This window comes from Arthrobacter sp. AOP36-A1-22, from assembly GCF_052377615.1.
Lineage (GTDB): Bacteria > Actinomycetota > Actinomycetes > Actinomycetales > Micrococcaceae > Arthrobacter_H.
This window is the reverse complement of record NZ_JBQSWX010000004.1, coordinates 158,810-183,361: the sequence shown is the minus strand read 5'-3', so window position 1 is coordinate 183,361 and position 24,552 is coordinate 158,810. Positions and strand designations below refer to the sequence as shown.

Genomic DNA, 24,552 nt, shown 5'->3' with positions numbered 1-24,552 from the left:
CGGTGCCCCCCGTGTCTACCACCCGGTCGCGCCTGCCGGGGCCGGTCCCGCGCGGTCCGGGCCCGCGCCGCCGGCCGGGCCCGCGCCGCTGGCCGGGCCCCGGGGTCATCCTGCCGGCCCTCGCCGCAACCACCGCCTGCTTCCTGGTCCTCGCCGCCGTCGTACCCTGGTGGTTGGCGCCCACCGACCCGCTGGCCATCGACCCCGGGGCCGCCTTCTCCAGCCCCTCCCTCTCCCACTGGTTCGGCACCGACGAATCGGGGCGGGACCTCTATTCGCGCGTGGTCCACGGGGCCCGGCCCTCGTTGCTCATCGGGGCCGCGGCCACCGCCCTGGGACTGGGGTTGGCCCTGGTCCTGGGGCTGGCCTCCGGGCTGGGCGGACGCTGGCTCGACGCAGGGATCGGACGCCTCGTCGAAGTGATGCTGGCGCTGCCCGGATTGCTCCTGGCCCTGGTGTTCATCGCGTTGGCCGGTCCCGGGGTGTCCACCACGATCGTCGCCGTGGGGCTGACCACCGCCCCGGGCTACGCCCGGATCATCCGGTCCCAGGCCAGGGCCCTGCGCGGCTCGGCGATGATCGAGTCGGCCCGGGTCCTGGGCCACCATCCGGCGAAGATCCTGTTCCGGCATCTGCTGCCCAATGCCTTGGGCCCCGTCCTGGTGTTGGCGACCCTGGGGGTGGGCCAGGCAGTCATCTGGGCCTCGGCGTTGAGCTTCCTCGGGCTCGGCGAGGCCCCTCCGGCGCCCGAATGGGGCGCCATGCTCGCGGCGGGACGCACCTATCTGGGCTCCGCCTGGTGGATGACGTTCTTCCCCGGTCTGACCATCGTCGCCACGGCGGCGGCCAGCACTGTACTCGGCAGGTCCCTCCAACGACGGGCGGTCGGCGCATGAACGGGCCATCGCTGTTGCGGGTCGAGGGGCTCCAGGTCGGATTCGGCGGCACCCCGGTGGTGCACGACGTCGGCCTGGACGTAGGCCGGGGCGAATGCCTGGCCCTGGTGGGAGAATCCGGGTCGGGTAAATCGGTGACCGCGCGGGCCCTGTTGGGGCTCTCGGGCCGGGCCGCCCGGGTGGACGCCCGCCGGTGGGAGTTCGACGGCGCCTCCCTGCACGGGGCAGGCGCGCGGCAGTGGCGGCGCCTGCGCGGAACCCGGATCGGGTTGGTGCTCCAGGATGCGCTGGTCTCGCTGGACCCGCTGCGCACCATCGGCCGGGAAATCGACGACTCGCTGCGCCTGCACACCTCCCTCTCCGCCGCCTCCCGGGGCCGCCGGGTGGCCGGGTTGCTGGAATCGATGGGACTGCAGACCGTTGATGCCGGGCGGCGGGCCGGGGAACTCTCCGGCGGCATGCGCCAACGGGCGCTGATCGCCTCCGCGATGGCCTTGGATCCGGAGCTGCTCATCGCCGACGAACCCACCACGGCCCTGGATGCCGAATCCCAGGCCCAGGTCCTCGGGGTGCTGGCCTCCTTGCGCTCCGGGGGGTCGTCGCTGCTGCTGATCAGCCACGATCTGGCGGTGGTCTCCTCGGTGGCGGACCGGGTGGCCATCATGCGCGGGGGCAGGATCGTCGAACAGGGTCCCACCGCCACGGTCCTGTCCCACCCGGAGCACGAATACACCAGGATGCTCCTGCGCGCCGTTCCGGCCGGTCGCCCCCGCGGCACCCGCCTGTCGGTGGCACCGGCGGATCCCGGGGCGCCGGAGCCGGTCTCTTTGCTGGATCCCGTGCCGGAGTCGAAGCCGCGGCCGGTGTCGGGCCCTGGTTCGTCGCAGGGGACGGTGCTGGAGGCCAGGCACCTGTCGAGGACCTTCGCGGTCAAAGGAGGCGAGGACTTCCGGGCCGTGGATGATGTGGGCCTGCGGGTGGAAGCCGGGCGCACGCTGGGCCTGGTCGGCGCCTCCGGATCGGGCAAGAGCACGACGGCGCGGATCCTGCTGGGCTTGGAGGAACCCGATGAAGGCACGGTCGAGCTGTTCGGCGGTGACTGGGTTCCGGGGAAGGAATCCTCCCGCCGGGCGCGCCGGCCACTGCTCGGGGCCGTCTACCAGGACGCGTTGAGTTCCTTCGATCCCCGCCGACGCGTCGGGGCCATCCTGGCCGATGCCCTGACCGTCCGCGGTGGCGGGGCCGGGGCCGACGGCGGCTGGGGCGCCGATTCCCCGGAGGCGCTGTTGGAACTGGTCGGGCTGGCCCCGGGGCTGACCGGACGGCATCCACGGACCCTCTCCGGGGGCCAACGTCAACGCGTTGCGATCGCCCGGGCGTTGGCCCCGGGACCCCGGGTGCTCATCTGCGATGAGCCCGTGTCCTCGCTGGATGTCTCGGTCCAGGCCAGGATCCTGGACCTGCTCGATGACCTGCAGGCCGGATTCGGGTTGGGGTACCTGTTCATTTCCCACGATCTGGCCGTCGTACGCCATGTCAGCGACCGGCTGGCGGTGATGCGGCAGGGGCGCATCGTCGAATCAGGGGCCACCGAAGAGGTCTTCGCCGCCCCGCAGCACCCCTATACCCGGGCCTTGCTGGCCGCCTCCCCCACGCTGGCGACCGGCTGAGCAACCGGCCGGGAACGCCCCCGGGGCGGTTCCCCGAGGCGGTTCCCCCGGGCCGAAGACCCCCGGCACCGCACACGGCGCGTGGCCCGATGGAAGTCATCGGGCCACGCGCCGTCGTGGTCCTGCCGCCGCAGCGGTGGCCGAGGCCCTAGCCCAGCTTGGAGACCAGGGACTGCAGGACGCGGTTCAGCGTGGCCGAGGGGCGCATGGCCGCCTGGGCCAACTCGTCGGAGGGACGGTAGTAGCCGCCCAGCTCCACGGCTGAACCCTGGACCCCGAGCAGTTCGGCGTTGATGTCGTCCTCGTGGGTCACGAAGTCCTTTGCCACCTCGGCAAAGGCGGCGGCCAGCTCGACATCCTCTTCCTGACGGGCCAGCTCCTGGGCCCAGTACATGGCCAGGTAGAAGTGGCTGCCCCGGTTGTCGAGCTCCCCGACCTTACGCTTGGGCGACTTGTCCTCGAGCAGGAACGTGCCGGTGGCGGCGTCGAGGGTGTCGGCCAGCACCTGGGCGCGGGCGTTCGACGTGGAACTGGACAGGTGGGCGAAGGATTCGGCCAGGGCCAGGAATTCACCCAGCGAATCCCAGCGCAGGTGGTTTTCCTGCAGCAGTTGCACCACGTGCTTCGGCGCGGAACCGCCGGCGCCGGTCTCGAAGAGGCCGCCCCCGTTGATCAGCGGGACCACCGATAGCATCTTCGCGCTGGTGCCCAGCTCGAGGATCGGGAAGAGGTCGGTCAGGTAGTCGCGCAGCACGTTGCCGGACACCGAGATGGTGTCCTCGCCGCGACGCAGGCGCTCCAGCGTGTAGGTGGTCGCCTCGACGGGGGCCATGATCTGCAGCGACAGGCCCTCGGTGTCGTGATCGGCCAGGTACTCGGTGACCTTGGCGATCAGGTTGCGGTCGTGGGCGCGGGTCTCGTCGAGCCAGAAGATCGCCGGCATCCCGGAGGTGCGGGCCCGGGTGACGGCGAGCTTGACCCAATCGCGGATCGGGGTGTCCTTGGTCTGGCAGGCACGCCAGATATCGCCCTGCTCGACCTGGTGCTCGATGAGGACCCGGTCGGCGGAATCCACGATCTGCACGGTGCCTGCTCCGGCGATCTCGAACGTCTTGTCGTGGCTGCCGTATTCCTCGGCTGCCTGGGCCATCAGCCCGACGTTGGGGACGGTGCCCATGGTGGTCGGGTCGTAGGCGCCGTGGGCGCGGCAGTCCTCGACGACGGCCTGGTAGACCCCGGCGTAGGAGCTATCCGGCAGCACGGCCAGGGTGTCGTGTTCGCCGTCGTCCGCGCCCCACATGTGGCCCGAGGTGCGGATCATCGCCGGCATGGAGGCGTCGACGATGACATCCGAGGGCACGTGCAGGTTGGTGATGCCCTTGGTCGAATCGACCATCGCGATGCCCGGCCCGTTGGCCAGGCCGTCCTCGATGGCGGTCTTGACCCCGTCGCGCACCTCTTCGGAGAGGTCCTCGAGTCCGCCGAGGATGGCGGCCAGGCCGTGGTTGGGGCTCAGTCCGGCCGCTTCGAGGTCCTCGCCATAGGTGGCGAAGAGGTCGGGGAAGAACGCCTTGACCACGTGGCCGAAGATGATGGGGTCGGAGATCTTCATCATGGTCGCCTTCAGGTGGGCGGAGAAGAGCACCCCTTCCTTCTTGGCACGGGCGACCTGGTCGGCCAGGAACGCGTCGAGCTGCGCGGCGGACATGAAGGTTCCGTCGATGACCTCGCCCTTGAGCACGTCGAAGGCCTTCTTCAGGACCTTGACGGTCCCGTCCTGGGCGATGAAGCGGATCTCGATCCGGTCATCGGAGTCCATGACGACCGACTTCTCGTTGGCGCGGAAGTCCCCGTCGGCCATGGTGGCGACGTTGGTCTTCGAATCCGCGGACCAGGCACCCATGGAGTGCGGGTACTTGCGGGCGTAGTTCTTCACCGACAGCGGGGCCCGGCGGTCCGAGTTGCCTTCGCGCAACACCGGGTTCACGGCGGAGCCCTTGATGCGGTCGTAGCGTGAACGGATGTCCGTTTCCTCGTCGGAGGCCGGGTTGTTCGGGTAGTCCGGCAGTGCGTAGCCCTGCGACTGCAGTTCGGCGATGGCCGCCTTGAGCTGCGGCATGGAGGCACTGATGTTCGGCAGCTTGATGATGTTCGCTTCGGGCTTCCGGGCCAGGGCGCCGAGTTCGGCCAGCGCATCGTTCTGGCGCTGGTCCTCGCTCAGGAAGTCACCGAAGAGGGCGATGATGCGGCCGGCCAGCGAAATATCGCGGGTCTCGAATTCGACGCCGGCGGTCGAGGCGAAGGCTTCGACGATGGGCAGGAAGGAATAGGTGGCCAGCATCGGCGCTTCGTCGGTGTGGGTGTAGATAATCTTTGCCATGGGTGAGGCATCTCCCTGAAGGTCAACGGTTTGGGGAGATCAACGTGATGATCTCAACGTATCCAACTTACCCGAGAGGGCCCGTGGGCCCCTATTCCCGGGGGCTACTCGTCCTCGGGGGCACTCGCATCCGGGGTGTGCTTCAGCGCGGTGATCTTCCAGGCACCGTCGTCGTATTTTGCGGTCACCGTGTAGGTGGTGCCCTCGGCATCCCACTCGGTTTCCTCCACGACCTCGCCGTCCTTGTCCAGGACCTTCTTCGCATCCTCCATGTAGGGCACGACGGCGCTCAGCTGGCCGTCCTGGTCGACCTCGCCCACCGCAACCACGTCCTGCGGCTTGGGCTGCCCACCCTCGATGCTGCCTTCGTCGTCGTACACCCGGGCAATGGCCCCGGCGGCGTCCTCGCATTCGGTGCAGTCCTCGGTGACCGCGAGCATGTCATCGGTCTGGCCCGTCTGCAGTGCGTAGGACATGGCCTCGTAGTAGTAGTACGTGGTCGCCGACAGCCCGTCGGCCCCTTCGGCCTTCATCTGGTCGTTGGTCTCCGGGGCGGCGATCGCCGCCTCGGCCGAGGAGGCGGAGGAGGACGAATCGGCGGCCGGTTCACCGGCGGAACAGCCGGCCAGGGCCAGGGAAGCTGCGGCGACGGCGATTCCGGCGCCCAGGACGTGGGGGAACTTCATATGCGATGACTCCAGAAGTGGTGTTGGTCGGTGCCGACGGCCCGCCATGGCGTCCGTCACCGCCACCATATCCCGTTGCCCCAGGCCACTAGTTGTGGGATGCGACACATTCCGCGGTTCCCGCGACCGCACCGTGTCCGACCTCACAACGGATCGGTATGATGGTCCGGGCCCCGGGTCCCCTCCGAGGCACCACCGAACAAAGGACGGCTCCCATGCCCGAAATGGCCTTGGCGATCGATGGCGGGCAAACGGGCATCCGCGCCCAGGTGCTCCAGGACGATGGCACCGCCTCCCCCGACGTCGAGGTCCTTGAATTCCGGGGCATCCTCACCGACCGGCCGCTGGCCGGCCAGATCGCCGACGTCGTCGCCCGGGCCCGCGAGGCGGCCGGCCACGATTTCAGGACCGTCTCCGCGGGACTGTCGGGACTGACCGACGGCGAGGGGCTGGCACCGGCACTGTTGGCTGCCACCACCGGCTACGGCGTTCACTCGGTACACATCACCCACGATTCGGTCAGTTCATACCTGGGGGCACTGGGTGACTCCCCCGGCGCCGTGATCGCCTCCGGGACCGGCGCGGTCACCCTGGCCGTGGGCGCCACGGAGGTGGTGCGCATCGACGGCTGGGGCTACATCATGGGCGACGCCGGCAGCGGCTACTGGATGGGCCGGGCGGCCCTGGACGCGGTGATGCGCGACTTCGACGGTCGCGGCCCCGCCACCACCCTGACCGAGGTGGTGCGCGCCGATTTCCCCGATCTGGCCCAGGCCTACGTCGAACTCCAACGCGATCCGGACCGCGTCAGCCGCACCGCCTCCTATGCCGCCACGGTGGCCCGGCTCGCCGCGACCGACGAAGTGTCCCGCCGGATCTGTGATGACGCGGCCCGGGAACTGGCCCTGGCCGTCTCCACCGGGTTGCGCCGGGTGGGGCAGGACCGGGCCGAGGCCCCGGCCGTCTGCTTCCTCGGTGGGGTGCTGCGCGGGGAACGCGTCCGCAGCCAACTCATCTCCCGGCTGGCGGCGCTCTGGCCGCATCTGCAGGTGCGTGAGCCCGCGGCCACCTCGCTTCAGGGCGCGGCCCTGCTCCCGTTCCTACCCGCGGATTCGGCCCTGGCACACCAGGTGTTGACGGCCCGGAACTAGAATCCGCTCCGGCGCAGGCGGACCCGGGGGCGCACCCGCTGGACGGCTCTTTGCTCCGGCCGCTCCGCGGTGATCTCCCGGAGCATCTCATGCTCGGCCCGGCTGGCGGCCGGCCGCCGGGCGGCCCGGAAACGGTACACGATCCACCAGACGCCGCCGACCAGGCCCACGGCCCCGATCAGCAGGCCCAGGGCCAGATTGCTTGAATCATCTCCGCTGGTTTCGGCAGCAGCCAACAGGCCACCGGTGATGGTGATGAGCATGTTCCCCCCAGCTGTTGTTGCGCCGGTCCTTCCGGACCGGGCTAGATGCCCCCGCGGCGGACCGGCCGCACGGTCGTCTGGTCGTTGACGACCTTCTGTTCGGGGCGCACCCCGTTCATTTCACGGAGCCTTTCGTGTTCTTCCCGGCTGGCTGCCGGGCGGCGGGCCACCAGGTAGCGCCGCAGGAACCATCCGGCGGCGCCCAGGACGATGACGGCCCCCACCACCAGTCCGACGACGAGGTTCCCCGAACCGTTTTCGCTCGCTGCTGCTGTTGCTGTACCTGCGGCAATGATGCTGAACATGAGGCCCCCTTCGGGTCTGCGTTCATTTCAGCGTACGACTCCGGGGCGGACGGGTCATCCCCACCGAGGATGACTTCCCGGCCGCTCCCGCCCCGGATACGGCAGCGGCCGGGCCCCTGGCTCGAGGGGACCGGCCGCTGGGGGTTCCGGCGGCGGTATCGCCGCGCTTCCTAGTGGAAGAAGTGTCGCGCCCCGGTGAAGTACATGGTGATCCCCGCGGCGTTGGCCGCGGCGACGACTTCCTCGTCTCGAATCGACCCACCGGGGTGCACCACTGCCTTGACCCCGGCATCGAGCAGGATCTGCAGCCCATCGGCGAAGGGGAAGAAGGCGTCGGAGGCGGCCACCGCCCCGCGGGCCCGCTCGGGTGAGGGGGCTCCTGCTGCCACTCCCGACGCACCGCCGGCGGCATCGACGTCGGATTCGACGGCCACCCCCAGCGTGTTGGCGCGTTCGACAGCCAGTTTGCAGGAGTCCACCCGGTTGACCTGGCCCATGCCGACCCCGACGGTGGCCCCGCCGCTGGCGAGCAGGATGGCATTGGACTTGGCGGCACGAATGGCCCGCCAGGCGAAGTTCAGATCCGCCAGCGTGGCCTCATCGGCGGCACTGCCGGCGGCCAGCGTCCAGTTCGCCGGGTCGTCGCCGGCGGCATCGATCCGGTCCGAAGCCTGCAGGAGCATGCCACCGGAAATCTGCTTGTACTCGACGCCATCGCGTTCGTAACCGGCCGGCAGCTGCAGCAGGCGGATGTTCTTCTTCGCCGTGAGGATCTCCAACGCCTCGGGCTCGAAGCCGGGGGCGATGACGACCTCGGTGAAGATGGACCTGATGGTTTGGGCCATGCCCGCCGTGACGGTCCGGTTGGCGGCGATGACTCCGCCGTAGGCGGAGACCGGGTCGCAGGCGTGGGCCTTGCGGTGCGCATCGGCGATCGGGTCCGCGGCGTGGCCCGAGGCCACGGCGACACCGCAGGGGTTGGCATGCTTGACGACTGCCACGGCCGGCTCGGCGAAGTCGAAGGCCGCGCGCAGGGCGGCGTCGGCGTCGGTGAAGTTGTTGTAGCTCATGGCCTTGCCATGCAGCTGGTCGGCCTGGGCGATGCCGGCGGGGGCTGCCGTATCGACATAGAGTGCGGCGGCCTGGTGCGGGTTCTCCCCGTAGCGCAGGCCCTCCGAGCGTTCGAGCGCGAGCCCGGCGTAGGGAGGGAACTTGGCGGGGGCTTCGTCATCGCCGAACTGGGCTGCCGTCCAGCTGGCGACGGCGTTGTCGTAGGCGGCGGTATGGGCAAAGGCCAGTGAGGCCAGCCGGCGGCGGGTCTTCAGGTCGAAGCCTCCGCCCCGGGCTGCCGACACGACGTCGCCGTAGCTGGTTGGATCCACGACCACGGCCACGGAAGGGTGGTTCTTCGCGGCGGCGCGGACCATCGAGGGGCCACCGATGTCGATCTGTTCCACGACCTCGTCCTGACCGGCACCGGAGGCGACGGTGTCCACGAACGGGTAGAGGTTCACCACGACCAGATCGAAGGGTTCGATGCCCATCTCGGTCAGCTGGTCCATGTGCTCGGGCAGGCGGCGGTCCGCCAGGATCCCGGCATGCACGCGCGGGTGCAGGGTCTTCACCCGGCCGTCGAGGCATTCCTGGAAGCCGGTGACCTCGGATACCTCCGTCACCGGCACCCCGGCGGCGGCGATCTTCTTCGCGGTCGAGCCGGTGGAGACGAGGGAAACCCCCGCCTCGTGCAGGCCACGGGCGAGGTCTTCGAGCCCCGTCTTGTCGTAGACGGAAATCAGTGCACGGCGAAGAGGAACACGGTCAAGGACGGTCTGGCTCACAAGGAACTCCCGGGAATCATCGGTTGGGGCGTTCACAACCCTACCGGCCCGCAGCCGGGCTTCAGGAGACGAGGTCGGGGAAATGACGTGAGAGCTGCTCGGGGGTCAGGCTCCTGCGCAGCAGGGCGTCGGCGTGGTCGTCATCGGCGACATAGGCGACGATCTCCGCATTGCGGCCGTGGGCCAGTTCCACGCGCAGGTCTTCGACGACGGTGAGCAGCAATTCGTAGTAGCGCCGGAGCGTTTCCTCCCAGCCGGAGGATTCGGCGACCCGGGTCAACGCCTCGCGCCACAGCACGGCGGCGGATTCGTCGAAGAGCTCCATCGAGCACCAGTGCCATTCCGGCGGGTTCCAGCGGGACGAGTAGTAGCTGGCCCCGGATTCCGCGGCTTCGCCTTCGGCTTCGAGCTGGGCCAGTTCCCCGTCGACGTCGAATCCGTCGGAATCGTCGTCGTCCGCCGAATCCTCGGCGGTGTCCTCCGCATCGTCGCCGTCGTCCTCATGGCCGGTGTTCAGCGGGTCGGGGCCGTCGCCGTCCTCTTCGGTCTCCTCGGGTTCGTCGCCGACCCCCAGGTCCTCCTCCACGGAGTCCCCGTCGCGGTCCAACGCCTGTTCGGAGTTCAAGGCCAGCACCGGTAGTTCGATGGGCTCGGCCGGGTCGGTGGAGACCCCCGACAGTGCGATCGCATAGAACTCGTGGTCCGGGTGATTCTCGATCACGTCCCGGGCCTGTCGCAATGCCGATCGCCGGATTGCCTCTTCCAAAGCCGTCCAATCCACTCCCATGACCAGAGCCTACCCCCGTCGGGCGCGGCTGATAAGGCCTTGCTTTTTCGGCAGTCATGGCCATGGAGCCGCCGGAGGGCCCGGTTCCTAGAAGAAATCCATGATCGTGGTGACCAGCTTGTAGACGCCGAGCCAGATGAACAGCACCGCACAGATCACCAGGGCCGTGTTGGTATGCCACCGGTTGCGCCATTCGCGCGGCACCCGGTCGGTGTTCAGCAGCGGCAGCAGCGTGATGGCCAGGAACGGCATGAACATCGCCCCCAGGACACCGTAGGCCAGCACCAGGGCGATCGGTTTGCCGATCAGCAGCAGGAGCATCGGGGGAAAGGTCAGCCAGAGCAGGTAGAAGCGGAAGTACTTGCCGTGGGCCCGGGAATCGGGGTGGTCGGATCCCTTGCCGCGGATGTTGCCCCAGAAATCGGCGAACATCAGCGAGACGCCGTTCCAGACGCCCATGACCGAGGAGAAGGCCGCGGCGAAGAAGCCCACCAGGAACGCGGAACCGATGAAGTCCCCGTATTTGTCCTTGAGCACCTCGCTGAGGTCCAGCAGGCCCTTGTCCTTGGCATCGAGGGTCACTCCTGCGGCCGCGACGACCTCGGCACCGACGATCATCATGGAGATCACGAAGATCCCGGTGATGACGTAGGCCATGGTGTTGTCCAGGCGCATCACCCGCATCCATCCGGGCTTCACCCAGCCCTTCTCCCGCAGCCAATAGCCATAGGCGGCCAAGGTGATCGTGCCACCGACCCCGCCGGCGAGCGCGAGCGTATAGAGCACCGACCCCTCCGGCAGGCGCGGAACCAGCCCGGCGAGCATGGCCGGCACGTCGGGGACCGCGATGATGGCCAGCCCGACGATCGTGATGAACATCAGCCCGACCAACGCGGCGGTGATCTTCTCGAACACCGCATACCGGTTGAACCACACCAGCAGGAATCCGGCCAGCCCGGTGCCCAGGGCGAACACGATCTGCGGCACCGCAGGGAACAGGGCGGCCAACGGCAGCGCCGTCGAGGCCATGGCCGAGGCCCCGTAGATGAACCCCCAGATGATGATGTAGGGCCCGAAATACCAGACGGGCCACCGGCCCAATGAGCGCCACCCCTCGAAGATCGTCTGGCCCGAGGCTAGCGAGAAGCGTCCGGCTCCTTCCACCAGCACGATCTTCAGGATGACGCCGACGACCAGCGCCCACAACAGCCCGTAGCCGAATTTGGAGCCGGCCACCAGGGTGGCCACCATATCGGCGGCCCCCACGCCGGTGGCGGCGACGATGAGCCCGGGACCAATGACCTTCCACTTCTTGGGCGTCTCGAGTTCGCCGTGTTTCCCGGCCGGGTCTTCTGCCATGGCGGTCCGTCCCTTCGGGCACCCCCGCGGAGCGCCTATGGTGATGTAGTTCACACATACTGTAGGGCCTTCACCACCGTGGTGACAGACGTGTCGCCCGGCCCGGTTGCGGCCCACCGGCTAATCTGGGATCGGGCGGTCCGGCCGGGACCGGAACAGCTCCGCCTCCCACCCGACCTGCACCATCGCCAGAGGACCTGCCTGCCCATGAACGAGTACCGCACCCTGGCCTCCGGCGACGACATCGTCCAACGACTCCCCTGGCGTTGGGGCGTCCAAGGCAAGATCTTCATCATCGGTGGGCTCGGCTTCATGTTCGACGCCTGGGATGTCACCCTCAACGGCGCCCTCATCCCGTTGGTGATGCAGGAATGGGGGCTCGAGCGCACGACGGCGGCCTGGCTGGGGACCGCGAACCTGATCGGCATGGCCCTGGGCGCCTTCCTCTGGGGCACCATCGCGGACCGGATCGGCCGCCGCCAGGCCTTCACCTGGACCCTGCTGATCTTCTCCCTCTTCACGGTGGCCGGGGCCCTGTCGCCGAACTTCGTCTTCTTTGCCGCCTGCCGTTTCCTTGCCGGGCTGGGACTGGGCGGGTGCATCCCGGTGGACTATGCCCTGGTCGGGGAATTCACCCCCGCCCGGCACCGCGGCAGGGTCCTGACCGCCATGGACGGATGGTGGCCCGTCGGGGCCGCCGCCGCGTTCTTCGTCTCCGCGGTGATCCAGGCCGGCACCGGGAACTGGAGGCTGATCCTGCTGGTCATGGTCCTGCCGGCCCTGCTGGTCTTCTGGATCCGCCGTTCGGTCCCGGAGTCCCCGCTGTTCCTGGTCCGGGCGGGCCGCCGGCGTGAGGCTTCGAGGGTCATCGACGGTCTGGTCCGGCGCACCGGGGCCGCCGTGGAACCCTATACGCTGCCCTCGGCGAGCTCGGTGCCGCGGTTCTCCGCCGGGGCGTGGGTCGACCAGTTGCGACGGGTCTGGGCCTTCAACTGGCGCATCACGGCCATCGCCTGGTCGCTCTTCCTGACGGTCCTGCTCGTCTACTACCTGGCCCTGACGTGGATGCCTTCGATCCTCCTCGACGCCGGGATGGGTGAATCCGCGGCGTTGTTCAGCACCGCGGGCATGGCGGCCGTGGGATTGGCCGGCGTGGTGCTGGCTGCCCTGCTGGTGGAACGGGTCGGCCGTAAATGGCTCCTGGGCGTCACCGGCCCGTTGGCCGCCCTCGTCCTGGTCCTCGTCGCCCTCTCGCTGTCCCAGCCCGCCGTGGCCGTGGCCTGGCTGCTGGTCTTCGGGTTCATCATCCAGATCGCGATCCCCGTGCTCTACACCTACGTCTCCGAGCTCTATCCGACCGAACTCCGCGGTTCGGGATTCGGTTGGGCCTCCTCCTTCAGCCGCCTCGGGGCAGGCTTCGGGCCGCTGCTCTTCGCCTGGCTGTGGCCGGTGTTCGGGCTGGCCAATTCCTTCCTCGTCGCCGGCGCCCTGGTCCTGCTCGCGGTCGGCTGGATGGGGCTGCGTGCCCCGGAAACCCGCGGCACCCACCTGCGCTGAAGCCCGGTCCCACAGACCATTCCCACCCCCGCGGGGCGCAGCTACACTGACCGTAAGGGGGCCAGGCCCCGAGGTACGGGGCGACTCCCCGGTCGCAACGATGGAGGCAACGGATGTTGGATCCAGGTTTTTTCGGTCCGTCCGGGCAGCACACCGGCCGCTACATCGTGGTGTTCGACGACGATGACCCGGACCCGCTGGACCTGCTGGCCGCCGGCGGCATGACCCGGGTGGCCGACACCCGTGACCTGGCCTCGCTGGCCACCTCCGAGGAGCGGTCCGCCGCGGCCCGGCAGGGGCAGGGAACCTACTTCGCGGAACTGCGCATGGCCGTCGTCGCGGCGGAGGACGCCCAACTCGAGACCCTGCGGACCAGCTCGGTCGGAGCCCAGCGGGGCCTGCACTACTACCCCGAACTGATCCACCACGTCCTGGAACCGGGGCAGGCCGGCCGGCACCGCTCCGAGGCCGCCCCCGACGCCGTCTCCCGCGACGCCACCGGTTCCTCCCCGGCGGCACCGGCCGACGGTTTTGCCGATACCGCCGAATTCACCTGGGGCCTGCAGGCCACCGGAGCCGCGACCTCCGAGGCCTCGGGCGAGGGCATCAAGGTGGCCGTGCTGGATACCGGCTTCGATACGGGCCATCCGGATTTCGCCGGCCGCACCATCGTGACCGAATCCTTCGTCGACGGCGAGGACGCCCAGGACGGGCACGGGCACGGCACCCACTGCATCGGCACCTCCTGCGGCCCGCGCGCCCCCGGGACCGGCCCCGGATACGGGGTGGCCCATGCCTCGGAGATCTATGCCGGCAAGGTCCTGGACGCCTCCGGTTCCGGCGGCGACGCGGGGATCCTGGCCGGGATCGACTGGGCCATCACCCAGGGCTGCGCCGTCATCTCGATGTCGCTGGGCGCCGATGTCGCCGAGGTCCACCCGCCCTATGTGGCGGCCGGGAAGCGGGCCCTGGCCCGTGGCACGCTCATCATCGCGGCGGCCGGCAATAATGCCGAACGCTCCGCGGGGAACCCCGGATTCGTCGGGACCCCGGCGAACAGCCCCTACATCATGGCCGTGGGGGCGGTCGATCAGCAGCTGGCCATCGCCGATTTCTCCGCCCGCTCCGGGGCGACCGAGGGCGGGCAGGTCGATGTGGCGGGTCCCGGCGTCGAGGTCTATTCCTCCTGGCCCATGCCCCAGCGCTACAACACGATCAGCGGCACCAGCATGGCCACCCCGCATGCCGCCGGGGTCGCCGCCGTCCTGGCCGCGTCCACCGGCCTGCGCGGCCGGGAGCTCTGGGCCGAACTGGTGCAGGGCTGCGAACGTCTGGACGCCGCCTCCGCCGATGTCGGCGCCGGACTGGTCAGGGCCCCGCAACCGGCGGCCCCCGGGGGCGACGGCGACGAAGGCGACGAGGCCGCCCCGGCACCACCGGAGGCTCCCTCCCCATGAGCCAACGGGTCACGGTCACCCTGACGGAGCCCTACGCCGGCCGGTCGGCCGAGGTCGCCGGGCAACTGGCCACCGCGGGGATGATCGTCGAGCGGGTCCTGCCGGCCTTGTCGATGATCACCGGCACCATCGCCGCGGAGCGGATGGCCGGACTCGAAGCGATCGGCGGCGTCGCCTCCGTCACCGCCGAACTGATCCACCGGCTACCCGACCCGGACTCCGGGATCCAGTAGCCGGCCGACACGTGGTCCCGCCACCGGGGAAGGTGGCGGGGCCGCTCCTCCCCCGGGCCTGGGCCCGGGACGGTCCTAGACGGTGTGCCGGTCGGCCAAGGAGGCCAGCGTCTCGATGAGCAGGGTCCGTTCGGCGATCTTGATGCGCCCGTGCAGGGTGTCCTCGGTGTCGTCCTCGTGGACCTCCACGGCGCGCTGGGCCAGGATGGGGCCGGTATCGACCCCGGCATCGGCGATATGCACCGTGCATCCGGTGACCTTCACCCCGTAGGCCAGGGCGTCGCGGACCCCGTGGGCGCCGGGGAAGGCCGGCAGCAGGGCCGGGTGGGTGTTGAGGTAGGTCCCGTCGAAGGCGGTGATGAATTCCTCGCCGACGATGCGCATGAACCCCGAGGAGACCACGTAGTCCGGGGCGTGGGACCGGCAGATGCGCGTGAGTTCGTGGTTCCAGGCCGCGCGGTCGGTGTATTCCTTGAACGGCACCTCGAAGGTCTCGATCCCTGCGGCCGCGGCCCGAGCCACGCCTCCGGTCCCGGTGCGGTCCGCGCCGACCGCGGCGATCTCCAGGTCCAGCTCCCCGCTCGCGACGGCATCGATGACTGCCTGGAGGTTGGAACCGGTCCCGGATACGAGGATCACAATGCGCATGGCACCAGTTTAGGTGCTCCGGCGGTCCGGACTAGGCTGAGGGCATGCCCGAACCAGAACAGGACGTCGCCCAGCGTATTGCCGCCGTGAGCGGATGGATCCGAGCCGTCGTCCTCTTCGTCTTGTTGTCCTATCTGCTCTCCTCGGTGGTCCTGCCCTGGAAGATCGCCTCGGTGGTCTTCGGGCTGGCAGGGATCGTGGCCGGGGTCGTCGCCTCGGTGAAGGTCTTCCGGCGCAAGCTGCCCGGCGTCCTGCGGATCACGTTGCCGCTGGCCACCCTGGCGTGCCTGCTCTTCACCGTCTCCACTTCCACCCAGGTGCTCTTCTACCAGCCGACCCTGGATTACGAACAGTGCATGGCCACCACCGTCACCGACCGGTCCCAGGCCCAATGCAAACACGACTACGACCAGAAGCTCTCCACCCTCCAAGGAGTGATCGGATCATGACCAGCCCCTCCGACCCGGCACCGCATGAGGACATCCAGCCGGTCCCCGACGCCAAGGACTGGACCTGGACCATCGAGCGGGCCTGTCCCGAATGCGGCACCGACGTCTCGGCGCTGAGCCCCCAGGACATCGCCATCGCGTTGCGCACCTGTCTGCCCCGCTGGGCGGCGGTCCTGCAGCGGGAGGATGTCGCCGTGCGTCCGGAACCGGCGGTCTGGAGCCCGCTGGAGTACGCGGCGCATGTGCGAGACGTGTTCAAGGTGATGCACTACCGGCTGGATCTGATGCATATGGAGGACTCCCCGACGTTCCCCGACTGGGACCAGGATGCCACCGCGCTGGAGGATGGTTACGCCGACCAGTCCCCCCGGGTCATCGCCACCCAGCTCGCAGCCGCCGGACGGGGGCTGGCCGATGCCTTCGATTCGGTCCTCAACCGCGATCTGGACCGTCCCGGGCTCCGCGGCAACGGGGCGGCTTTCACGGTCGAGACCCTGGCCCGGTACACCTGGCATGACATCGCCCACCATCTGCACGATGTGAACGGCCGGGACCCGGCGGTCTAGTCCTCCAGCACCGGATCGCGTTCGAGCAGCGGGGCCAACAGGTAGCCGATGACGACCCCCAGGCCCACCTCCCCGGCCAGCAGCAGGGCGGTCATCCAGAGGTTGGGGCCCACGTCGGTCAAACGCCCGATGCCCAGCGATCCGCCGGCCAGCCAGCTGCCGGCCAGGGAGACCACACCGGTCACGATGCCGATGAACAGCCCCAGCAGCACGGTGGACAGGGCCAGCGACAGCCACCGGGTGTTCAGCCGCATCGAGAGCCAGTCCTCGAAGTGGTTCTCCCCTTCACGCAGGAACCACCAGCCGGCCAGGATCCCGGCCAGGACCGGCAACAGCATGAAGGCCCAGGCCGCTCCGAGGTCCCCGGCTGGCAAGGCCCCCAGGAACGGCACCGCGGGCAACGGTCCGACGGCGGTGCCCAAGGGGCCCATCGTGCTGCCGACCCCCAGGGTGATCCCGCCACCGCTGATCCAGGCCAGGGCCCACAACGCCAGGTTGGGCATCATGCCCAGCTGGGCGACGGTCAGCACCGACCCGCCGACCGGCCCTGGCTGGAGCTGTTGGTAGATGTTGGAGATGTCGAGCCAGTTCAGGCCCAGGGCGGCGGTCAATGCCAGCGCGGCCAGCGCGAAGGCCGCGACGTACCCGAGCAGTCCGGCCCGGATGACGGACCAGAGGTAGGAACCGGTCCAGCGCGAATGCTGGCTGGTGGCGGCGATCCACTCCACGAAGTCCACGCCGATGAGCCGGCCCCAGGACCCGGCCTCGCGCCGCGCCCCGATCACGACTCCGAGCCCAGCGGGGATCAACGGGATCAGCGCGGCGGCGCCCAGATTGACTCCGACCTCCTCGGTGGGGACGGCGAAGCCGGTGATCAGTCCCACCAGCAGGTAGGCGCCCAGGGCCCCGGCGATGCCTTGCCACAGCTGGTCGGTATAGGAAGCCCGGGCAATGCGTCGGCCCGACCGCCAGGCCAGGAAGAACGGGATGAGCGTCAAACCCAACGGGATGAGCGTGAGCATCCCGGTCGTGACGACCGGTGAGTCCTCCCCGGTCAGGGTCAGTTGCAACGGCACCCCGTGGATCAGCAGCCAGACCTGCCCGCACATCCTGAACACGGAGTCCAGCGTCCGTTCGGCGAATCCTCCGGCGAACCAGACACCCACCAACGGCACGACCACCAGCAGGGCCGAGAGGAAGGCACACTGGATGAACTCCAGGGCTCCTTGGAGCCACAGCGGCATCGGCAGGCCCTCGCTGAAGGACTCCCGCCAGGAGGCCATGGCTCCACGCCCCCGTGCCGTCTTCGGTTCCCGCGCCTTCTCCGGGCCGGCCCCGGACTGCTGGTCTTTTTTCATCGTCTCAATCGTGCCACTTGCCGTCCCCGATCCGGGCGAGCGACGCGACCCGGGCCGCAGAGTACGACGCCGAAGGGCGCCGGAGGCGGTATCAGTAGCTGTCGGGGGTGGCGCCCTTCGCGGCGGGAACGAACTTCCCGGCCAGCGCCTCGGTCCCGCGGGCCAGGACCGCGACATCGGCGCCGACGCCGACGAAATCGGCTCCGGTGTCCATGTAGCGCAACGCCGCCGCCTCCCCGAAGGCATTGACACCGACGAACTTGCCGGCTGCCTTCACCGCGGCGATCGTGGCATCGACGGCGGAGACGACCCGGCGGTGGCCTTGCTGGCCGATCAGTCCCATGGAGGCCGCCAGATCCGAGGGGCCGATGAAGATCCCGTCGACCCCGTCGACCTCCGCGATCCGGGCGGCGTTGTCCACGGCTTCGGCAGATTCGACCTGGACGATCAGCGTGATCGTGTCCGAGGCCCGTTCCAGATAGTCGGGGACCCGGTTCCACCGCGCCGAACGGGCCAGCGCGGATCCCACCCCGCGGACGCCGTGGGGCGGATATCTGACGGCGGCCACGGCGGCCTGGGCGTCCTCGACGGTATGGACCATCGGGATGATGAGCGTCTGGGCGCCGACATCGAGGTACTGCTTGATCAACACCGTGTCGTTCACCGCAGGACGGACCACCGGGATCACGGGGTAGGAGCGCACGGCCTGGAGCTGGGCCAGGACGGTCTCGGGGGAATTGGGGGAATGCTCGGCGTCGATGAAGACCCAATCGAACCCGGCCCCGGCACAGATCTCGGCCACCAGCGGGGAGGCCGAACAGATCCAGATCCCGGCCAGCGGACGGTCGGCCGTGGCCAGGACGTCCTTGAAGGACGGATCGGGTTCTACGCGAAATGACATGTAATCGTTCCCAGCTCTCCATAGTCGGCGAAGACGGTGTCGCCCTCATTGACCCACATCGGTCGGGTGAAGGATCCGGCGAGGATGATTTCACCCGCCTTGAGACCGTCACCATGCGGGGCGATCTTATTGGCCAGCCAATGCACCCCGGACGCCGGGTGGTTCAGGACCCCGGCGGCGACGCCAGTCTCCTCCACCACGTGGTTCTTGTACAGGATCGCCGAGACCCAGCGCAGGTCCACGGCGTCGGGGGCCACGGGGCGTCCGCCCAGGACCATGGCCCCCATGGCCGCGTTGTCACTGATGGTGTCCACGATGGTCCGCCCCTCCATCTCCACGCGGGAGTCAAGGATCTCCAGGGCGGGGGTGACGTATTCGGTGGCGCGCAGCACGTCGAAGATCGTCGCCCCGGGGCCGGTGATGTCGTCCTTGAGGACGAAGGCCAGTTCCACCTCCACCCGCGGATGGGTGTATTGCTTCCATTCGATGCTTGAGGCGTTCTCCAGCACCATGTCATCAAAGATGATCCCGTAGTCCGGTTCGGTGATCCCGGTGGCGGCCTGCATGGCCCGGGAGGTGAGCCCGATCTTGCGGCCCGCCAGGCGCCGGCCGGCGGCCTCGTTGCGTTGGCGCCACAGGTTCTGCACCCGGTAGGAATCCTCGATGGTCATCTCCGGATACCGGGAGGTCAGTCGCTTCACCGGGGTCCGGCTGCGGCCGGCCTCCACCAGTTCGTCGGCGATGGAGGTGATGGTCTCGTCGTCAAGCATGTCGGAAAGTACCTTCCTGATCCTGTCGGGCGGCGGTCTGCGGGCTGCGGGGCGGCCGCGCGCACGGGGTGCCGTCCACCCACGTCCTGCTGACATCGTATACGATCACGCCGGTGACGGAGGTCATACCCCGACTTCGAACCCGCCGGAAAATCCTGCATCCCCACCATGGCGGGGACCCATCGTCGGAACCTCGATTTCCGAGCGTTTTTGCGGGCCCCACAGCTAGACGTATCCGTTGCACGGCGTTAACGTGGAAGACATCGTGCACGGCCTTGAGGTCGTCGGCCGGCACGACGGCTCCACGGAGCCGCCATCTGAGCAATACCGATGAGAGGAATGCGCAATGGGTTTGGGAGACAAGATGTCGAATAAGACCGAAGAACTCTCGGGCAAGGCCAAGGAAGCATTCGGCAAGGCCACGGACGACGAAGGCATGCAGGCGGAGGGCGTGGGCGATCAGGCCAGCGCCGGAGCCAAGCAGGCCGGCGAGCATGTCAAGGACGCCGCGAAGGACGTCAAGGACGGCCTGACCGGCGAATAATTCAAAGCACGACGGCGGCGCTGGATTGGCTCGCGGCATCTTCCCTTGAGGGGGCCATGGAACGTGGGCGTGCCTGGCGTTAGCGGTTGAATGGACGTGAGGGGCGGACCGATTGGTCCGCCCCTCACGTGCGTCCGGGGTGGTTAGGCTTCCGGTCGGATCTCGGCCAGCAGTTGTTCGAAGGGCAGTGATTCCATCGGGTCCTGCCGGGCCGCCGACAGGCCATGCCGACCACCCAGGGCCCGGGCCAGCTCGGCACCGGCCCGGTCGGACCGCTCGGCCAAGGCTCCCGACCCACTCCCGTCCGACCAGTCCCCGGGGGCCGCGAAGACCGCGGTGGGCATGGTGTTGGCCCTCAGGTAGCCGAAGATCGGGCGCATCACGTAGTCGATCACCATCGAATGCCGTGAGGATCCACCGGTGGCGGCCAACAGGACGGGCTTGTCGTCCAACAGGGTGGGATCCAGAACGTCGAGGAAGGATTTGAACAACCCGCTGACCGAGGCGGTGAACACCGGGCTGACGGCGACCACGGCGTTGGCCGACCCCACGGCCTCGATCGCTTCCTCCAGCTGCGGGGAGACCCATCCGGCGACCATGGCCTTGGCGATGTCCACTCCCAGCTCACGCAGTTCGATGACCTGGACTTCCGCGCTGATTCCGTCGGCGGCCAGGGCGGAGACCGTCGATCTGGCCAGTTGGTCCCCCAGCATACGTGAGGACGACGGCACCCCCAGTCCCCCGGAAACAACGACGATCGATGCGCCCATGACGGCCTCCTGCCACTCACCTTGGTTCATTGCCTGCGCAGATGGAACCACGTTCGTGGCAGGAGTATTCCCTTCAGGGCACCCCGCCGCTAGTCAGCCGGGTGGTGTTCGCGGGAGTCTCCGGTGCTGGTCCCCGGCCGCGGCGGGAAGCTCAGACTCAGTCGTTTCACGATGCCGTAGGCCAGCATGTACATGCCGATCAGCAGGCCGAATCCGAGCGAACCACCGGTATCGGCGTTGCCCAGGACCGCTGCGTTCAGTAGCGCGCAGATCATCAGGACCAGTAATCCGCCGGTGGCCATCGCGCTGCCCCTGATGCGGAAATCGGCGGTGGCGGCCCGTGGTGGGCGGCCTCCGGTTGGAACCGTATGTGTGAACCCCATGACCCTCTCCTTCGAAAGCCGATTCGGCCCCGGACGAGCCGAATGGGTACTTCCACGGTAGGCCGGAAACCCGTACTCCACAAGGGAGGCCCCGGTGGCGGGCCCGGAAACGGCGCCTTCCACCGGGGCCCGACCCCCGGGGCGGCTCAGCCGGCCTCGGCGGCTTCGCGGGAGGCCCGTTCGATTTCCTCCGCCCGTTCCTGGTTGGCCTCCTCGGTCAACGCGGCCCCGGCGTCCGCGTCCCGGGTCAGGTTCTCCCCCGTGGCCGGATCAAAGATGTGCAGCCGGCGGGTGTCGAGCCAGAGTTCGCAGACCCGCCCCCCGCGGATCCGGCTGGCGGCGTCGAGGGTGACCACCACCTGCGGGCGCAGTTCGTCGGCATCCAGGTCGCGGGCCAGGGAGTCCAGCATGTCCTTGACCTCGGGGGAAGGGTCGAAGTCGATGTAGCCGTATTGTTCGTTGCCCAACCACTCCGTGTGGGTCAGTTCGGCACTGAAGGCATTGCCGTGGACCAATTTGGATTCCTCCACCAGGGAGGCATCCTCGAAGTACTCGGGCCGGATGCCCAGCAGCACGATCTCCTTCCCGGCCGCGCAGCGCAGCGCACCCCTGACATCCCCGCAGCATCCTGAACGCCGCACCGTGACGATGACCCGAACGGAGGCCCTGGTGGCCATCGAAACCCCCAGCAAGACACTGACTCCCGAAGAACGCCAGTCGGTCCTGCGCACCCTGAAGTCCCCGCGGCTGCTCAAGACCGAGGTCCTGGCCGGGCTGGTCGTGGCCTTGGCGTTGATCCCCGAGGCCATCGCCTTCTCGATCATCGCCGGGGTCGATCCGCGGGTCGGGTTGTTCGCCGCCTTCACCATGGCCGTCACCATCGCCTTCGTGGGTGGGCGTCCGGCCATGATTTCCGGGGCCACCGGGGCCATCGCCCTGGTGATCGCCCCGTTGGTGGCCAGCCACGGGACCGACTACTTCATTGCCGCCGTGCTGCTGGCGGGGGTCCTGCAGATCGTGTTGGCAGTCCTCGGGGTCGCGAAGCTGATGCGGTTCATCCCCCGCCAGGTGATGGTCGGTTTCGTCAACGCGCTGGCCATCCTGATCTTCTCCGCCCAGGTCCCCGAACTGCTCGGCGTTCCCTGGCTGGTCTACCCGCTGGTGGCCCTGGGCCTGCTCATCGTCTTCGGTCTGCCGAAACTGACCACCGCGGTTCCCGCCCCGCTGGTCGCCATCGTCGTGATCACGCTGATCACCGTGCTGATCTCGATGAACGTGCCCACCGTCGGCGGCAAGGGTGATCTTCCCAATTCCCTGCCGGGGCTGGTCTTCCCGAACGTCCCGTTGACCTGGGAGACCCTGCAGATCATCTTCCCGTTCTCCCTGGCCATGGCCTTCGTGGGGTTGTTGGAGTCGTTGATGACCGCCAAGCTCGTCGACGATGTCACCGACACCCGCTCGAGCAAGACCCGGGAGTCCTGGGGCCAGGGGGTGGCGAACCTCGTCACCGGGTTCTTCGGTGGCATGGGCGGTTGCGCCATGATCGGCCAGACGATGATCAATGTGAAGGCCTCCGGGGCCAGGACCCGCATCTCCACGTTCCTGGCCGGGGCCCTGCTGCTGGTGCTGGTGGTGGCATTGGGCGACATCGTGGCCCTGATCCCCATGGCCGCGCTGGTGGCGGTGATGGTCTTCGTGTCCGTGGCGACCTTCGACTGGCACTCCATCAAACCCTCCACACTGGCCATGATGCCCAAGAGCGAAACCACGGTCATGGTCGTCACCGTGATCGGCACCGTGGCCACCAACAACCTCGCCATCGGGGTCGGCATCGGCGTGCTCACCGCCATGGTCCTCTTCGCCCGCCGGGTCGCCCACTTCGTCACCGTCGACCGGCAGGTCGAGGAAGACGACGGTGCACCGGTCGCCACCTACCGGGTCCACGGGGAATTGTTCTTCGCGTCCTCCAACGACCTCTACACCCAGTTCGACTACGCCGGGGACCCCGACCGCGTGGTGATCGACCTGAGCGATTCCCACCTCTGGGATGCCTCGACCATCGCCGCACTGGACTCCATCACCGAGAAATACGAGAAGTACGGCAAGACCGCCTCGGTCCGGGGACTGAACACCGCCAGCTTGGAAATGCGCCGGCGCATGGCGGGCAAGCTGGGCGGGTAGCCGGAGCCGGATCGAGGCCGTGACGTCATAAAGTAGTTGCCTCACACAATTATTGGTGAAGCCCCGGGGCCGGGTTTAAGGTCGGAGCACGCATCCGCCGACAGGCGGTGCCACCCGCCACGGCCAGGAGGTCTCGATGCCCGCAGCATCCACGGTTTTCAAAAATGCCCATGTGTTCGACGGCGGGGATTTCCTCCCCGCACCGGCCGACGTCGTCTTCGTCGACGGTCTGGTGGCCGCCGTCGGAGCCGGGGTCGGCGACGCCGAGAAATACGCTGCGGCCACGGTCATCGACTGCACCGGCAAGACCGTCCTGCCGGGGATGATCGACCTGCATATCCATGCCACCTCCTCCAACCCCGGGTCGCTACAGAACTTCGCCGAACCCTTCTCGCTGCAGTTCTACGAATCGGTGCGTAACCTCGAAGCCACCTTGAGGGCGGGGATCACCTCGGCCCGCGATGCCGGAGGGGCGGATCTGGGGGCCAAGGTCGCCCAGGCCAGCGGGCTGATCAAGGGGCCGCGGCTGCGCCTGGCGATTTCGATCATGTCCCAGACCGGCGGGCATGGTGATTCGTGGATGCCCTCGGGGGTCTGCAATCCTGGCCTCGGCGCCCACCCGGGCCGGCCCAGCGGGGTCGCCGACGGGGTGGAGGAAGTCCGCAAGACCACCCGGGAGATGCTGCGGGCCGGGGCCGACCAGATCAAGATCTGCTCCACCGGCGGCGTCCTCTCCCCCGCCGACGATCCGCGCCACTCCCAGTTCAGTCCGGAGGAGATCCGGGGCGTGGTGGCCGAGGCCGAGGCCCAGGGCAAATACGTCATGTCCCACGCCCAGGGCACCGCAGGGATCCGCAATGCCCTCGACGCCGGGGTGCGGACCATCGAACACGGCATCTACCTCGACGACGAAACCATCCAGGCCTTCCTGGACCGCGGAGCCTACCTGGTGCCCACGCTTGCCGCCCCGGCAGCGGTGATCAAGAAGGCAGAAACCGGCACCAGCGGCCTGTCCCAGGTGGTGATCGACAAGGCCTACCGCGTCTACGACGACCACCTCGCCTCGGTCTCCCGGGCTATCGAGGCCGGGGTGAAGATCGGCATGGGCACCGACTCCGGCGTAGGCGTCCACGGGGAGAACCTCGAGGAACTGGCCCTGCTCGCCGGAGCGGGGATGTCGCTGCAACAGGTGCTGGCCTCCACCACCTCGGTGGCCGGGGAACTGATCACCCCGGAGGCCTCGGTGGGACGGCTGGCCGAGCACCATGTAGCCGACGCCGTCGTCCTGAACGGGAAGCTGGAATCGACCGATCAGTTGACGGACCTGCACTCGATGATCGAGCGGGTCTTCCAGGACGGGATCGAACAGTTCGGTCCCGCCCCCACGCAGCAGCACTAGC

Annotated in this window: 25 protein-coding genes; 11 read left to right on the top strand and 14 right to left on the bottom strand. The window is 68.7% G+C overall.

Features of this window, described 5'->3' with window-relative positions; translation table 11 throughout:
* The first annotated feature begins 2 nt into the window (after window positions 1–2).
* The gene (locus tag ACT3S2_RS04400) at window positions 3–896 is read left to right on the top strand and encodes an ABC transporter permease (RefSeq protein WP_444561316.1); all 894 of its coding nucleotides are present in this window, start codon (window positions 3–5) and stop codon (window positions 894–896) included.
* On the top strand, window positions 893–2,566 hold the full coding sequence (locus tag ACT3S2_RS04395) for a dipeptide ABC transporter ATP-binding protein (protein WP_444561315.1): 1,674 nt from the start codon (window positions 893–895) through the stop codon (window positions 2,564–2,566). Before ACT3S2_RS04400 ends, ACT3S2_RS04395 begins: the two co-directional genes overlap by 4 nt.
* Before the next feature lie 148 nt (window positions 2,567–2,714).
* On the opposite strand, the gene ACT3S2_RS04390 is transcribed toward ACT3S2_RS04395, so the two are convergent.
* Together ACT3S2_RS04390 and ACT3S2_RS04385 are read right to left on the bottom strand one after the other, a co-directional pair.
* Complete coding sequence (locus ACT3S2_RS04390; RefSeq protein ID WP_444561314.1) at window positions 2,715–4,946, bottom strand: NADP-dependent isocitrate dehydrogenase; 2,232 nt, start codon at window positions 4,944–4,946, stop codon at window positions 2,715–2,717.
* Window positions 4,947–5,050: 104 nt separating this feature from the next.
* Window positions 5,051–5,632, bottom strand: coding sequence for a DUF6318 family protein (locus ACT3S2_RS04385; RefSeq protein WP_444561313.1), 582 nt, complete (start codon window positions 5,630–5,632; stop codon window positions 5,051–5,053).
* 215 nt (window positions 5,633–5,847) lie between these two features.
* On the opposite strand from ACT3S2_RS04385, the gene ACT3S2_RS04380 reads away from it, so the two are divergent.
* Window positions 5,848–6,783: an N-acetylglucosamine kinase gene (locus ACT3S2_RS04380; RefSeq protein WP_444554302.1), complete on the top strand. Its 936-nt coding sequence runs from the start codon at window positions 5,848–5,850 to the stop codon at window positions 6,781–6,783.
* Here ACT3S2_RS04380 and ACT3S2_RS04375 read toward each other — a convergent pair.
* The 5 genes from ACT3S2_RS04375 to ACT3S2_RS04355 all read right to left on the bottom strand — a co-directional run bounded on the left by ACT3S2_RS04375 (window position 6,780) and on the right by ACT3S2_RS04355 (window position 11,335).
* The gene (locus ACT3S2_RS04375; RefSeq protein WP_444554303.1) at window positions 6,780–7,046 is read right to left on the bottom strand and encodes a hypothetical protein; all 267 of its coding nucleotides are present in this window, start codon (window positions 7,044–7,046) and stop codon (window positions 6,780–6,782) included. The genes ACT3S2_RS04380 and ACT3S2_RS04375 overlap by 4 nt on opposite strands.
* A gap of 41 nt (window positions 7,047–7,087) precedes the next feature.
* Entirely contained in the window at window positions 7,088–7,351 is a 264-nt protein-coding gene (locus ACT3S2_RS04370) for a hypothetical protein (protein WP_444554304.1), read from the bottom strand.
* A gap of 170 nt (window positions 7,352–7,521) precedes the next feature.
* Window positions 7,522–9,189 (bottom strand): bifunctional phosphoribosylaminoimidazolecarboxamide formyltransferase/IMP cyclohydrolase, encoded by a 1,668-nt coding sequence (gene purH, locus ACT3S2_RS04365; protein WP_444554305.1) that lies wholly within the window; start codon window positions 9,187–9,189, stop codon window positions 7,522–7,524.
* Window positions 9,190–9,250: 61 nt separating this feature from the next.
* Window positions 9,251–9,910, bottom strand: coding sequence for a DUF4303 domain-containing protein (locus ACT3S2_RS04360; RefSeq protein WP_444554306.1), 660 nt, complete (start codon window positions 9,908–9,910; stop codon window positions 9,251–9,253).
* 153 nt (window positions 9,911–10,063) lie between these two features.
* Entirely contained in the window at window positions 10,064–11,335 is a 1,272-nt protein-coding gene (locus ACT3S2_RS04355) for an Nramp family divalent metal transporter (RefSeq protein WP_444554307.1), read from the bottom strand.
* Between the two features lie 207 nt (window positions 11,336–11,542).
* Between ACT3S2_RS04355 and ACT3S2_RS04350 the strand changes: the two genes are divergently transcribed.
* The 3 genes from ACT3S2_RS04350 to ACT3S2_RS04340 all read left to right on the top strand — a co-directional run bounded on the left by ACT3S2_RS04350 (window position 11,543) and on the right by ACT3S2_RS04340 (window position 14,582).
* Window positions 11,543–12,892, top strand: a complete 1,350-nt coding sequence (locus tag ACT3S2_RS04350) for an MFS transporter (RefSeq protein WP_444554308.1) — start codon at window positions 11,543–11,545, stop codon at window positions 12,890–12,892.
* A gap of 113 nt (window positions 12,893–13,005) precedes the next feature.
* Window positions 13,006–14,349, top strand: a complete 1,344-nt coding sequence (locus tag ACT3S2_RS04345; RefSeq protein WP_444554309.1) for a S8 family serine peptidase — start codon at window positions 13,006–13,008, stop codon at window positions 14,347–14,349.
* Window positions 14,346–14,582 (top strand): hypothetical protein, encoded by a 237-nt coding sequence (locus tag ACT3S2_RS04340; protein WP_444554310.1) that lies wholly within the window; start codon window positions 14,346–14,348, stop codon window positions 14,580–14,582. The genes ACT3S2_RS04345 and ACT3S2_RS04340 overlap by 4 nt, the downstream gene beginning before the upstream one ends.
* A gap of 75 nt (window positions 14,583–14,657) precedes the next feature.
* Here ACT3S2_RS04340 and purN read toward each other — a convergent pair whose 3' ends face one another.
* Window positions 14,658–15,230 carry a phosphoribosylglycinamide formyltransferase gene (gene purN / locus ACT3S2_RS04335; protein ID WP_444554311.1) on the bottom strand — a complete coding sequence of 191 codons (573 nt, stop codon included), beginning with the start codon at window positions 15,228–15,230 and terminating at the stop codon, window positions 14,658–14,660.
* A gap of 44 nt (window positions 15,231–15,274) precedes the next feature.
* Here purN and ACT3S2_RS04330 point away from each other — a divergent pair, with 44 nt between their 5' ends.
* Both ACT3S2_RS04330 and ACT3S2_RS04325 read left to right on the top strand, forming a co-directional pair.
* Window positions 15,275–15,679, top strand: coding sequence for a hypothetical protein (locus tag ACT3S2_RS04330; RefSeq protein WP_444554312.1), 405 nt, complete (start codon window positions 15,275–15,277; stop codon window positions 15,677–15,679).
* Window positions 15,676–16,245: a DinB family protein gene (locus ACT3S2_RS04325; RefSeq protein WP_444554313.1), complete on the top strand. Its 570-nt coding sequence runs from the start codon at window positions 15,676–15,678 to the stop codon at window positions 16,243–16,245. The genes ACT3S2_RS04330 and ACT3S2_RS04325 overlap by 4 nt, the downstream gene beginning before the upstream one ends.
* Here ACT3S2_RS04325 and ACT3S2_RS04320 read toward each other — a convergent pair.
* The 3 genes from ACT3S2_RS04320 to hpaH all read right to left on the bottom strand — a co-directional run bounded on the left by ACT3S2_RS04320 (window position 16,242) and on the right by hpaH (window position 19,274).
* On the bottom strand, window positions 16,242–17,528 hold the full coding sequence (locus tag ACT3S2_RS04320; protein ID WP_444554334.1) for a cell division protein PerM: 1,287 nt from the start codon (window positions 17,526–17,528) through the stop codon (window positions 16,242–16,244). The genes ACT3S2_RS04325 and ACT3S2_RS04320 overlap by 4 nt on opposite strands.
* A gap of 166 nt (window positions 17,529–17,694) precedes the next feature.
* Window positions 17,695–18,504 carry an HpcH/HpaI aldolase family protein gene (locus ACT3S2_RS04315; protein WP_444554314.1) on the bottom strand — a complete coding sequence of 270 codons (810 nt, stop codon included), beginning with the start codon at window positions 18,502–18,504 and terminating at the stop codon, window positions 17,695–17,697.
* Window positions 18,489–19,274, bottom strand: coding sequence for a 2-oxo-hept-4-ene-1,7-dioate hydratase (gene hpaH, locus ACT3S2_RS04310; RefSeq protein WP_444554315.1), 786 nt, complete (start codon window positions 19,272–19,274; stop codon window positions 18,489–18,491). The genes ACT3S2_RS04315 and hpaH overlap by 16 nt, the downstream gene beginning before the upstream one ends.
* Before the next feature lie 346 nt (window positions 19,275–19,620).
* Between hpaH and ACT3S2_RS04305 the strand changes: the two genes are divergently transcribed.
* On the top strand, window positions 19,621–19,818 hold the full coding sequence (locus ACT3S2_RS04305) for a CsbD family protein (protein WP_444561312.1): 198 nt from the start codon (window positions 19,621–19,623) through the stop codon (window positions 19,816–19,818).
* A gap of 143 nt (window positions 19,819–19,961) precedes the next feature.
* Here ACT3S2_RS04305 and ACT3S2_RS04300 read toward each other — a convergent pair whose 3' ends face one another.
* From ACT3S2_RS04300 to ACT3S2_RS04290, 3 genes are all read right to left on the bottom strand, one after another.
* Window positions 19,962–20,588, bottom strand: a complete 627-nt coding sequence (locus ACT3S2_RS04300) for an FMN reductase (RefSeq protein WP_444554317.1) — start codon at window positions 20,586–20,588, stop codon at window positions 19,962–19,964.
* An 89-nt stretch (window positions 20,589–20,677) separates the two neighbouring features.
* On the bottom strand, window positions 20,678–20,971 hold the full coding sequence (locus ACT3S2_RS04295; RefSeq protein WP_444554318.1) for a hypothetical protein: 294 nt from the start codon (window positions 20,969–20,971) through the stop codon (window positions 20,678–20,680).
* A gap of 146 nt (window positions 20,972–21,117) precedes the next feature.
* On the bottom strand, window positions 21,118–21,648 hold the full coding sequence (locus ACT3S2_RS04290) for a hypothetical protein (RefSeq protein WP_444561320.1): 531 nt from the start codon (window positions 21,646–21,648) through the stop codon (window positions 21,118–21,120).
* On the opposite strand from ACT3S2_RS04290, the gene ACT3S2_RS04285 reads away from it, so the two are divergent.
* Window positions 21,620–23,152 carry a SulP family inorganic anion transporter gene (locus ACT3S2_RS04285; protein ID WP_444561319.1) on the top strand — a complete coding sequence of 511 codons (1,533 nt, stop codon included), beginning with the start codon at window positions 21,620–21,622 and terminating at the stop codon, window positions 23,150–23,152. The genes ACT3S2_RS04290 and ACT3S2_RS04285 overlap by 29 nt on opposite strands.
* Before the next feature lie 136 nt (window positions 23,153–23,288).
* Window positions 23,289–24,551: an amidohydrolase family protein gene (locus ACT3S2_RS04280; RefSeq protein ID WP_444561311.1), complete on the top strand. Its 1,263-nt coding sequence runs from the start codon at window positions 23,289–23,291 to the stop codon at window positions 24,549–24,551.
* Window position 24,552: the final 1 nt, after the last annotated feature.